At 24.7% G+C, this 11,196-nt stretch carries 8 protein-coding genes and 1 pseudogene; 4 read left to right on the top strand and 5 right to left on the bottom strand.

Annotation, left to right across the window (positions count from 1 at the left end; translation table 11 throughout):
- Nucleotides 1-64 precede the first annotated feature (64 nt).
- Together OIF33_RS00280 and OIF33_RS00275 are read left to right on the top strand one after the other, a co-directional pair.
- Nucleotides 65-1,075 (top strand): DNA sulfur modification protein DndB, encoded by a 1,011-nt coding sequence (locus tag OIF33_RS00280; protein ID WP_322502222.1) that lies wholly within the window; start codon nucleotides 65-67, stop codon nucleotides 1,073-1,075.
- The gene (locus OIF33_RS00275) at nucleotides 1,065-3,155 is read left to right on the top strand and encodes a hypothetical protein (RefSeq protein ID WP_322502221.1); all 2,091 of its coding nucleotides are present in this window, start codon (nucleotides 1,065-1,067) and stop codon (nucleotides 3,153-3,155) included. The genes OIF33_RS00280 and OIF33_RS00275 overlap by 11 nt, the downstream gene beginning before the upstream one ends.
- 80 nt (nucleotides 3,156-3,235) lie before the next feature.
- Here OIF33_RS00275 and OIF33_RS00270 read toward each other — a convergent pair whose 3' ends face one another.
- Genes OIF33_RS00270 through dndB form a run of 5 tightly spaced genes read right to left on the bottom strand, consistent with a single transcriptional unit; the run spans nucleotide 3,236 to nucleotide 9,673 of the window.
- Nucleotides 3,236-4,420 (bottom strand): cysteine desulfurase family protein, encoded by a 1,185-nt coding sequence (locus tag OIF33_RS00270; RefSeq protein ID WP_322502220.1) that lies wholly within the window; start codon nucleotides 4,418-4,420, stop codon nucleotides 3,236-3,238.
- Complete coding sequence (locus OIF33_RS00265) at nucleotides 4,417-4,806, bottom strand: DndE family protein (protein ID WP_322502219.1); 390 nt, start codon at nucleotides 4,804-4,806, stop codon at nucleotides 4,417-4,419. The genes OIF33_RS00270 and OIF33_RS00265 overlap by 4 nt, the downstream gene beginning before the upstream one ends.
- A 2-nt stretch (nucleotides 4,807-4,808) precedes the next feature.
- Nucleotides 4,809-6,965 (bottom strand): DNA sulfur modification protein DndD, encoded by a 2,157-nt coding sequence (dndD, locus tag OIF33_RS00260; protein ID WP_322502218.1) that lies wholly within the window; start codon nucleotides 6,963-6,965, stop codon nucleotides 4,809-4,811.
- Entirely contained in the window at nucleotides 6,955-8,580 is a 1,626-nt protein-coding gene (gene dndC / locus OIF33_RS00255; protein WP_322502217.1) for a DNA phosphorothioation system sulfurtransferase DndC, read from the bottom strand. The genes dndD and dndC overlap by 11 nt, the downstream gene beginning before the upstream one ends.
- Complete coding sequence (gene dndB / locus OIF33_RS00250) at nucleotides 8,573-9,673, bottom strand: DNA sulfur modification protein DndB (protein WP_322502216.1); 1,101 nt, start codon at nucleotides 9,671-9,673, stop codon at nucleotides 8,573-8,575. The genes dndC and dndB overlap by 8 nt, the downstream gene beginning before the upstream one ends.
- A 340-nt stretch (nucleotides 9,674-10,013) precedes the next feature.
- Between dndB and OIF33_RS00245 the strand changes: the two are divergent.
- Nucleotides 10,014-10,235, top strand: a pseudogene (locus OIF33_RS00245) (YdbC family protein).
- A 119-nt stretch (nucleotides 10,236-10,354) separates the two neighbouring features.
- A complete protein-coding gene (locus tag OIF33_RS00240; RefSeq protein WP_322502215.1) occupies nucleotides 10,355-11,176 on the top strand; it encodes a hypothetical protein in 822 nt (273 codons plus the stop codon).
- The last annotated feature ends 20 nt before the right edge of the window (nucleotides 11,177-11,196 follow it).

Here is an 11,196-nt window from a genome sequence, read left to right as displayed (position 1 = left end):
GATAAGTTTACATAATATTGTATATAGATTTAATTTAATCTTTTGATAAAATTTAGGGGGAACTATGAAAGAATTTGATGCTATCAAAATTGATGAAATAAAGTTAGAAAGTAATACTGAAAATAGTAAAATATATATATTAAAAGTTGCTTATTCTGATTTGGATAAATTATTTAAACTTGGTAATATTTCGATAAATAGAGAGGTGGAAGAGGAAAGAGCAAAGATAATGTCAGAATATATTAAAGATAAAAATACATTTTATCCAACTATTGTAGCAGCTACAAATTCTAAAAATTTAATAAATTATAATGAAAAATTAAAAACAATAAGTATAAAATCATTTGGGGAAAATGATAAATTTATTGTTATAGATGGACAACATAGATTTAAGTCAATAGTTGGATTAAATGAAAAAATTGATGATAGATATCAAAGTGTGTTATTAATAGATAATATAAATGATTTTCAACAAAGAAAAATATTTATAGATATAAATGATACACCTAAAAAGGTAACTACAGGCACTAAATTAAGGTTTAAAAAGACTATAGAGAATTATATAACATTGAGTTTTCTAGATTCTGATGAAAATATTTTGAATTATATTGATATGGATGAAAATCAAGCAGGTAAAAATGAGACTATTCCTTATAAATATTTATATAAATTCAATGAAAAGTTATTGAAAGTTTTAAGCAGTAATTTTAAAAAAGATAAAATTGTTATCTCAGAAATAGATGATATGTATATTAATGATTTATTATTGATTAATAATAAAGTTAAAGAATTAATAGTTTCAGAAGCTAAAAATGAAAGTATTGTAAAATATGAAGTTTTTTACATAGAATTAGGAGCACGATGTTCTGAAGAATTAAAATTATATTTTTATGAAAAGAAAAAAATAGATATGAGTAAAATAAATGAAATAAATAAAAAAATAGATAAAATTAAAAGCTCTATAAAAAATATATCAGATGAATTTTTTGAAAAGAAGTGTAAAACTCAAAGTGATAGAAAAGCTACAATAGAAGAAATAATAGATAAATATTGGGGGGAGAATTATGAGCTTTAATTTTTTAATTAAAAATAGTGAAATTAACAGTGATGACAATATAAATACTATAATTTCAAGAATAACATCATCCTTTAAAAATAATATTGAAGGAAATGTTATTTTAAATAATGAAAATTGTATAGTTAAAAATATAGGTGAAAATAAATATTTAGAATGTTATAAAATAAATACAAATAACTCTGTAGAAAATGAATATTTTGTAAATCTGTTAAATATCGATGAAAGTGAAAAAAATAGAGTTATCGAAGTTATGGGCTCAGATAGATTATATAAAGATAATTTAGTTATTTTAGATTTATTATCTCATGAATTTATAAAAAAAGAACTAAAAAAATTATTGATATTTGAAGAGAATTTGAAAGCTTATTTAGTTTTATCTTTATTAAAAGAATATGAAGATGAAGTATATGATGTTATAGACAATTTTAAAACAAAAGAAGATTTGATTAAATTGCCACCACATATTAAATACAATCTTCAAAAAATAGAATTAACTAAAATTATAGAATTTATGATAGAAAATCCTTTGGGTGGAAAAGAATATGAAATATATTACAACGAATATCTAAAGAATAAAGAGGATAATCTTTCTAAGATGAAAAATATTTTGAAAAAAAATATTTTTTTAGAATTAAAGAATGATTTAGAAACAAGCCGAAATAAAATTAAAGAGTATAGAAATATACTGAGTCATAATAGATTTTTAAATTGTGATTTAATAAAAAGTAAACATTGTACTGAAATTAATTGCATATTAGAAAAAACAATGAAAAAAAATAATGAAATAATTGAAGAATTATTATGCATTAATAAGACCGAAAATGAAACAGAAGATAATACAGTTAATAAGGAAGAAAGACTAACATTAGTATTAAAAAATCAAGAAGAAACAAATTTGGAAATTTTAATAATAAAAATTTTAGCTGAACTTGGGTATATATATATAAAAGATAATATCAAAATAAAAGATGATTTATATGAATATGAGACTCAAGAAGAAGATTTGAATTTAAAAATAAGGAAAATATCTCAAAATTTAATTAGCAATATTTATATATTAGATATAAAATTTAATTCATTAAATAATGATAATTTGAAATTGAATGAAACTTTACTATATAAACTTAAAGATTTTGAAGTTATAATATGTTTTGATAGTTTAAGTAGGTTAAACTCATTAATTCTATCAGATAAATTAAGTATTTGTGAAAATTTATTAAGGAAATATATAAGTATATTTCAATATGTTGAAGGAATAAATAATAATAATAATAAAGATAAAATGGTTGATTCAGTAAGAATTGGTCATGGTGGGGAAATATTTAATACAATTTATGATTGTGATTTTATTGAATTAATAAAAATAATTGAATCGCCTAATAATACAAGCAAAGGTATAGATAATTTAAAAAAAGAGTTGAACAAAGCAATAAAAGAAACTAATTTTTCTAAAATTGAACTATTGTTAAATAATATGTTGGAATATAATACAGAATTAAAAACTATAATAGGTAGTTGGTGTGAGTTATATAAATATAGAACTAGAATAGCACATTGTCAAGTAATGTTTTATAGTGAGTTACCTAAAATAAAAGATACTATAAATAGAATAAAATCTACTATTGAAAATATATTAACTGAATATATAAATGAAATTTGTGATTTTAAATATGAATTACCAGATTTAACTCAAATGTTAAAAATTGAAAAAAATATTAAGAATAAAAATAAATTAGATTTAATATTTAAAAAAGATAATTCAGTTTATAGGATTGAAAATTTATTTCTTTTTAGAATTAATTATATAATAAATAGCATTTTAGGAGAAGAAAAAGAAGAATATGTTTATTCATTAGAAATTTTAAAAGAAAAAATAAAATCTAATATTACTGAATTAGAGAATTTTATAAAATGCGAAAATTTTGAAATGGAAATTTCGAAAATCTTGGAGAAATTAGGTTTGTGTAATTATGCTGATTTTAGAATTATATCTAGTGAGAAACAGAAGTTAGAAGAGAAAATAGGAAAATTATTATCTAGTATAGATAAGAAAAAAAATCTAAATAATTCTAATTAAATATTTCTTTGAGTTAATTAAGAGTTAGAAGATAACAAATAAAAATAAACTTCTTCTTAAATATAAGAAGAAGTTTATTTTTATAAATTTAAAACATCATTTATTGATAATGATTTATTTAAACTAATTCTAATAAAGTGATTAGTACAATTAGCTTTCCCAATTTCTTGTATAACATATGATGGTTCACCAATTCCACAAGCAGAACCTGCTGAAATAGCTACTTTATCAGCTAAATTCTTTATTAGCATTTCATTTATTACATTTGGTATAATCATACCTATTACACCAGGTATTTTGTTTTCAGAATCTCCTAAAAACTCTATTTCAGGATACTTTTCTTTTAAAATACTCTTAGTTTCTTCTTCAAGTTTTAGTATCTTTTTTATATAATTATCCATTTCTCTTTTTGCAATTTCACAAGCTTTTCCGAATCCTACTATGTTATGAACAGCATGAGTTCCAGCTCTATATCCAAACTCTTGTTGACCACCATGTATAAGGGAAGTCATTTTATAATTATTAAAGCTTTCTTGTCTTATAAAAGCAGCTCCAACCCCTTTAGGTCCATAAATCTTATGAGCTGAGAATGATAGGAAGTCTATAGGAGTTTTCTTTACATCTATAGAAACTTTGCCTAATACCTGTGTTGCATCAGAATGTATAAGTATATTATTTTCCTTAGCAATCTTAGAAAGTGAGTCTATATTATTTAAAGATCCAATTTCATTGTTACCCCATATAAAAGAAGCTAAGATAGTATTTTCTTTTATAGAATTTTTAAAACTTTCATCGGTAACTTGACCATATTCATTAACTTGCAAGAAACTTACTTCAAAACCTCTATCAATTTTCTTAGTAGTCTTTTTCTTTTTTAGAAATTGACTTGCAATTGTTTTATCTGGATTATTCCAAAATACATCACCATTTAAAAACTTACATGTTTGTAAAATGGATTTATGTTCTACAGTTGAAGTTATAATATGATTACCTTTATCTTCATAAAATTTAAGATAATCAGAAACACCTTTAATAATCATATTATTACTTTCAGAAGCACCACTTGTAAAAATAATTTCTTTTGGGTCTGCATTAATTAAAGTAGCTACTTGCTCTCTTGCTTTTTCTACAGCTTTTTCTGCGTTAACAGCTAATGTATAGTGTCTACTAGAAGGGTTACCGTATTCTTCTTTTAAATACGGTAACATTGCTTCCAAAACTTCTGGATCAATTGGAGTAGTAGCACTATTATCTAGATATATCATATACTAGCATCTCCTTCATCAAGTATCTTAGTTATAAATTTTTCTAAGTTACCACCTGAGTATTTATATTTATTATATAGAAGTTCAGCACCTCTATCCATGTGAAGTTTCATATAAGTAGGGTAGTATTCATCATCTGAAATATGTCTACCTAAATTCATTTCAATAAGAGCTTTAAATATAGTATCAAATTCACCAGTAACAGTAGCTCTTTGTAGTTCAAGTCCATTTGTATCTTTGCTTTCATATTCTTCAATAGATGTTTCATAATTTAGAGACATAGAAACTGCTATTTTACTCAAAGCAAATGGTTTAAGATTTGAACTTCCACCTAATTCTTCAAATATTTCTTTTGTCTTTTTTGACGTTTTTAATCTAAATCCCATAATTACACCTCAAAATATCCATTTTTAACTTCTGTTTTTCTTAAATCTGTATTGTAAAGAAGCAGATATTCATTACATACATAAGGTTTAACAACTTGATATAATTCGTTGTCTATTTCTTTATTAGTTGAAAGTATAATTACTTGTTTACTTATATTAGGTAAGTAAGTTGTTGTTAAAGCATTTCTATGCGTTTCATCTATACGAGCATACGGTGTATCAATTATAAATGGTATTTCAACACCAGAACTCTTTATAATAGCCCAAATTAGACAAAGTATATAAATTTGTTTTTCTCCTTTTGAGAAGTCATTTATATTAACTTTTGAACTTAAAGAAATATATTCAACTAAGGCTATTTGTTCAAGTTTTTTAGTTAAATTCTTATAATCAAGTACATTAAAATATTTAAATAAATCATCTATGAACTTAGAACCATATTTCTTTTCAGTTCCTTCAAAACCAAGATTAGTTAATATATTTAATATTTCATTTGTATCGTACTCTTTATTTATGTAAAGAGTAGAATTAAATGAATCATCAATTACAATGCTATTTACATAGTTGTCTTTTCTTATAATGCTACTAAATATATTAATAAACTCATTTTCTATAGAATCAATCTTATCTCTAGTAATATTTTTAAGAAGTTTATCTAAATAGCTAATAATACTAGTTGACATTTCTAAAACATTATTATTTTGAAGTAGTGAAGTGAGTTCATTTTTTGCTCTTGTTAAATGATAATCTTTTAAAGACAATTGATTATTTTTTTCTTCAAGTTTAGCTCTTGAAGAAGTAATTATATTTTCAGTTTCACTTATTTGTTTATTTAAAATAGCAGTTGATTCTAAATAACTATTTAAGAACTCACCAGAAACCGTTGAATTAAGTTTCTCTCTTAAAACTTTCATACTTATTGAGATTTCTTTAAGTCTAGTAAATTTTGATAATATATCTAATTTTAAGTCTTTGCTTTTACTTAATATGTTATTTATTGTGAAGTTAATTGAATTTTTATCTTCATTTGAAAGTTCTAATATATTAGATATATCCTTCATTTTTTCTATTTCAAACATTTCTTTTAAAAGAGTTATAGCTATTTCATCATAATTAATACTATTATGTTTAGGTAAATGTTTGTTTAATGTTGATTCTATAATATTACCAGATAACTTTTTACTTATACTATTAAAAGAAAGTAGTGAATCTTCATCTTCAATTTGTTTCTTAGTCTGGTTTAATAGTCTAGGTACTATTAAAAATGGTAGAGTATCATTACAAAAATCTTTAATTTGTTGATTTATTTCTGAACGTTCTGATTCAAGTTTATTAATCTCTGAATTCAATAATGATCGTTCTTCTTCAAAGATTCCACCACTATTTCTAAAGTTATCATCAGCATTTTGCTTTTTTATATATAAATCATCAAGAATAGTTTCATTATTTAAAATAGTATTTTCAAGTTCTTTTATATCATTTTTTAACTCATATATTTCTGATGAAATTTCATCATACTTAGCTTGAGCTTCATCTAAATTTTTATTTGATTTAGAATGACTTCTTTGATAAGAAAGTAATTGTTTTTTCAATACATCAAATGTATCATAGTTGAAAAGTTCAAGTACAGCTTCTTTTAAGTTTGAACTTGATGATTTACCAACAAAGAAATCGCTTAATTCTTCACCATCGAAAAAGAAAAAGTCGAATAGTGAAGGCGGTAATACTGATTTTAAATACTTATCAAAATAAAGTTTATCATCTTCAGAAAGTTCTTTATCATTTAAAAATACTTTGAATTCTTCATTTAATTTATGTTTTTTATATTTCCATATACGTTTAAGATAATAATCTTTTAATTCTGTTCCTTCTTTAAATGAAAGGCTTAAGCCTATAAATGATTCTATATCTTCATTTTTAAATGCATTATCATTAATATTATTTTTTATTTTAGTTTGATAATTATAGTTATTACCAAGATAACCATAAGTTGTAGGACCGTATATACAAAGTTTAATTGCTTCAAATAGAGTAGATTTACCAGCTCCATTTTCACCACCAATTAAAACTATGTTTTTATTACCAGTTGGAGTAAATGAGAAGGTAGTTTCATCTTCATATGATCTAAAGTTTTTAAGTGTTATATTATTAATTATCATTGTCTATCTCCTCAACTAAACTTTTGTGTAAGTGTTTTTGGTTTAATAATTTACTTATAGATTTATCCAGTACAGTTTTATTGGTAAAGTGTTTATACTTATTACTTTCTATAAGTAATTTATTAATTAAATCTTCTGGGATATCCGATTCTACACATAGAGTAGATATTTGTTCTAATGTGGAACTATCAAAAATAGGCTTTTTATAATCATCCCAAGGAAGCCTATTACCAGTTTTATTGTAATAAATATCAACTAAGCTTCTACGAGTTAAATCTTCTTCGTCATCCCAAATTTTATCTATTGCTTCTAACTCTTGTATTGTAATTAAATCAAGGTCATAAGCTTCTTGTATTTTAGCTTGAGTTTCAAGTAATTTTTCAAGAATAAGTTTTCTAGCTTTAAAATTAAAAGGACCATATCCAACAACATTTATAAATTCACCTTTTGAATCAGATTGAATTTTGCTACTATCTAATTTAATATCTTCACCAGATTCAATTGTTGGAATTAACTCAAGAAATATTTTATCTTTATCTGTTGATTTTTTATTTGAAAGTTTATCAGTTTCTTTTGATCTGACTAAATCTATATATCCTTCATTATTTTCTTTATCAAAAAACAAATGATTTTTATCAATGATATAGTCATTTAATAAAGGCATTTTTTCTAAGTAAAGTTTTTTATAATAATGGTTCCCGTCTCTTCTATATTGTTGTCTGTATTCATGTTTATCACGTATGCTTAATAGCCAACTTCTGAAGTCAAGTAGTGGTTGAAGTTCAGTTTCACCACTTTCAATAAATCCAGTTAATGATTTATCTTCTTTAACAACAGTACAGATCCAGCATCCAAATCTTGAGTTTCCACAAGAGGGTGTCTCTGAATCATTTGTTACGGTGAAAGGACACTCTCCACCTTCACCACCCATATAAAGGGCAAATAGATCATTATTATTAGTTCCCCATGGTGTTTCACCATTATTTGAAAGTAGAATAGCCCAAACATCATCTGTTGTAAGCTCAACAATAGGGTTATACACATAAGTATTTTGTAGAGTTACATGAGGTGTCAATAAATAACCGTCAATTTCTCTATTTTTAATTCTAATTCCTCTTGCTATACTTTCAGATTTTCTAACACCAAGTAATACAACAACTTCACCATTTTCTTTTACTTTATCTTCAATGAATTTATTGGAAGGCTTTATCTTTAAACGTTCGGTACACCATCTAAATCTAATAGAAGTAGGGGTTGGAAGACCCTTACCAATTACATTAGCCCAAAATGTATTATTATAATCTGGATGTATCATATCAGTATATAAAGGTAAACCTAGATTCTGAGCACCTTCATTTATATATTGTGAGTTTTGCTGTAAGTAAGATAATACTATAGGGTTTTCAATCAATGTATCTGATGAAATTACATAAACAGGTTTATGTCTTTCTTCCTTTGGTAAATTTTGAAGCATTTTAAATGCTAATAAAACTACAGTAGTACTATCTTTTCCACCACTATAGCCTATAACCCAGGGCCTTGAGTCATTTTTATATACACGAGTCATTTCTTCTAGTATATTGTTAACTTTGTCATTTATATTTAAGCTACTCATTTTTATTTTCCTTCTGCTTTCTATACGAATTTTCTAATATTAACTCATCTGAATTAAGCTCAATACCTAATTTTATTTTTATCATGTTAGTAGTTAATTTAACATAATTAGAATTTTTTACTATACGTCCGTTGTTTCCAATGGCACGATTACCCCAGTCAGAGAGGTTTGATCTATTCCAATCTATATTTTTTATGTTAACTAAATAGTCTTTCCACTTAGATTTATTCTTTCTAAAAAGACAATTTCCTACTATTCCTAAAGCTTCTAGTACAACAGCATTAGAACTAACATATGAGCCTCTAAAATTACTTGCACTTAGTTCTTTATTAAAAACAAATTGCCATTCTTTCATATTTGTACATAAGCAATTCCAAAATTCATATACAAATTTTTGAGTAGACTCATCATCAGGATTAAGTTTACAAAGCAATTTTTTGTTTGTTTCATTTATACTACTTAATGTAAATAGTTTATTTGAATATTTAGATAAAGATGGTTTTTCTCTATCTGTGAAGTATTTAAGAAAACTATTTTGTTCAATAAGTGATTTTGTTATTAAGGCAATTGGATCTCTAGAATCATATAAAATGCCGATTGATTTTGAAACATTAACTGCATGTTTGTTTAAATCAGCAAATATTTGTTGGCTTCTATTAAGTCCTTCATCTATAAACAAAACTACAGATATAGTTTCATTTCCAAGTTCAGGTGATACTTTTAAAGCATCTTCAATAGCAGCTCTTCTATGTTGTCCGTCGTTGATTAATAATCTGCTATCCATAGCGACTTTTAATGTACCCATATTTTCGTTTAAAGCCTTATCAAAAGGCTCAAAATTAAAGTCGCCATCAATTGATGCAGTAACTGATGAAAACACATAGTCCTTAGGATTATCAACCATATAGGATGTTATTTCAGGTATTCTAGATTTATTTAATAATCTTTGTGCACGATATTCTGGAGGTAGTTCATCATCATTAAAGATGAATAACTTTGATAATACAGATAAAGGACACATAATTACGAAGAATTCTCTAGATGCCTGAATTCCTTTAAGTGCTGGGAATGTATAAAAGAAATTATTCTCCATTTTTAACCTCCTTACGTACGTAATACAGACCTATTATATCAAAAAAAATTAAGTATGAAAAGTTCTCAGAAAAGCTTAAAAAATCCTTGGAAAGTAGAGAAATCAAGCCTTAACCGATGCGGAGGTTATAAGTGAAATTATAAAACTAGCAAAAAAATTTATAAGATGAAGAGTACAGAAGAAAAATTAATATTTACTTTTTAATCTGATGATATGCTTATAAAAGTCTGTCATTACTTATAAACATTGATATTACTAAGGTTTAAGTTATGACAGGAGTGACAGAAAAAATTTATTTTAGGTTATAATAGACTTAAATCATAGATAGGAGGGATATATAATGGCTGATATAAAGTATGATATAGAAAAAGAGCTTGGAGTTATATCTGAGTCTAAAAAAGGATAGAATAAGGAATTAAACCTAATAAGTTGGAATGGAAGAGAAGCTAAATATGATATAAGAGATTGGTCTGAAGATCATAGCAAGATGGGGAAGGGAATTACTTTGGACTTAGATGAGTTAAAAGCTTTAAAGGAACTTTTAAATTCTATGGATATATAGGTTTTGGATTAATAGAGTACTTTTTATAGGTACTCTATTTTTTATTAATTACATAAAAAATTTAGAATGTTATAATTTGTATAAAGAGATAAATTTTTAATTATGAGAGGTGATTGAGTTTGAGTAATGAAGAACACAAAAGAGAATTAATAGATTTAGAGAATGTAAGAGAAAAGAAAAAGCTTTTGGAAAACTTAAATAGAGAGTACATAGAACTATTTGAGAGAAAAGAGGAGCTTATAAGTAAAGAAAAAGTTGCTATTGAAGCTAAATACTTAAGTTATTTTGGTGGACTTTTAAAAAGAAAGGTTGAATTAAACATTGAGTTTAGAAGTTTAAAGTATAGGCTTACTTTAATGATGAACTATATAAACAAGGATCAAGAGATTGATGAGAAAGAGATAAATAAAAAAATAGATGAAGAGCTTAAGGAGTACTATAAGGAACTTAAAAGTTTCAAGTATAAAATGGCCTTTTCTAAAGAATTAATGGAAAGTCCTACAGTTACTAAAGAGGAGCTTGCAGAAATTAAAAATATATTCCGTCAATTAGCAAAAAGGCTTCATCCAGACATGGTGGGAGAGTTAGATGCTGAGAAAAGGCTTTTGTGGGAAAAAACTTTATTAGCATATGAGAGTAATGATTTATTAACTTTAGAGGCTTTAAAGGATATAGTTTTAAATGAGTTACACGTAAATGATGATATACATATAAAAGGAATAGATGAAAGAATAAAAGATATATCTCAAAAAATAAAAGATTTAAGAAAATTTATTGATAGAATGAAGAATGAATTTCCTTTTGATATTGTGGAGCTTAATGATATTGATTTTATAAATGATAAAAAGAAAGAACTGAATTTAGAAATTAAAGAGTTAAAAGAGAAAATAGAATTTTTAAATACTAAGATAAAAAATATCTTAGAGAAGGAGAGGGGTTAGTGAATAGTTAAAGCACTAAT

This window comes from Clostridium sp. LIBA-8841 (genome assembly GCF_034439435.1).
GTDB lineage: Bacteria > Bacillota > Clostridia > Clostridiales > Clostridiaceae > Sarcina.
Note: the sequence above shows the minus strand (reverse complement) of the source record. Positions and strands in the feature narration are given on the sequence as shown.

What these genes read in the sequence shown, in the direction of transcription:
- OIF33_RS00280 (WP_322502222.1), top strand. Translation starts at nt 65, where the DNA reads ATGAAAGAATTTGATGCTATCAAAATTGATGAAATAAAGTTAGAAAGT.
- OIF33_RS00275 (WP_322502221.1), top strand. Translation starts at nt 1,065, where the DNA reads ATGAGCTTTAATTTTTTAATTAAAAATAGTGAAATTAACAGTGATGAC.
- OIF33_RS00270 (WP_322502220.1), bottom strand. Translation starts at nt 4,420, where the DNA reads ATGATATATCTAGATAATAGTGCTACTACTCCAATTGATCCAGAAGTT.
- OIF33_RS00265 (WP_322502219.1), bottom strand. Translation starts at nt 4,806, where the DNA reads ATGGGATTTAGATTAAAAACGTCAAAAAAGACAAAAGAAATATTTGAA.
- dndD (WP_322502218.1), bottom strand. Translation starts at nt 6,965, where the DNA reads ATGATAATTAATAATATAACACTTAAAAACTTTAGATCATATGAAGAT.
- dndC (WP_322502217.1), bottom strand. Translation starts at nt 8,580, where the DNA reads ATGAGTAGCTTAAATATAAATGACAAAGTTAACAATATACTAGAAGAA.
- dndB (WP_322502216.1), bottom strand. Translation starts at nt 9,673, where the DNA reads ATGGAGAATAATTTCTTTTATACATTCCCAGCACTTAAAGGAATTCAG.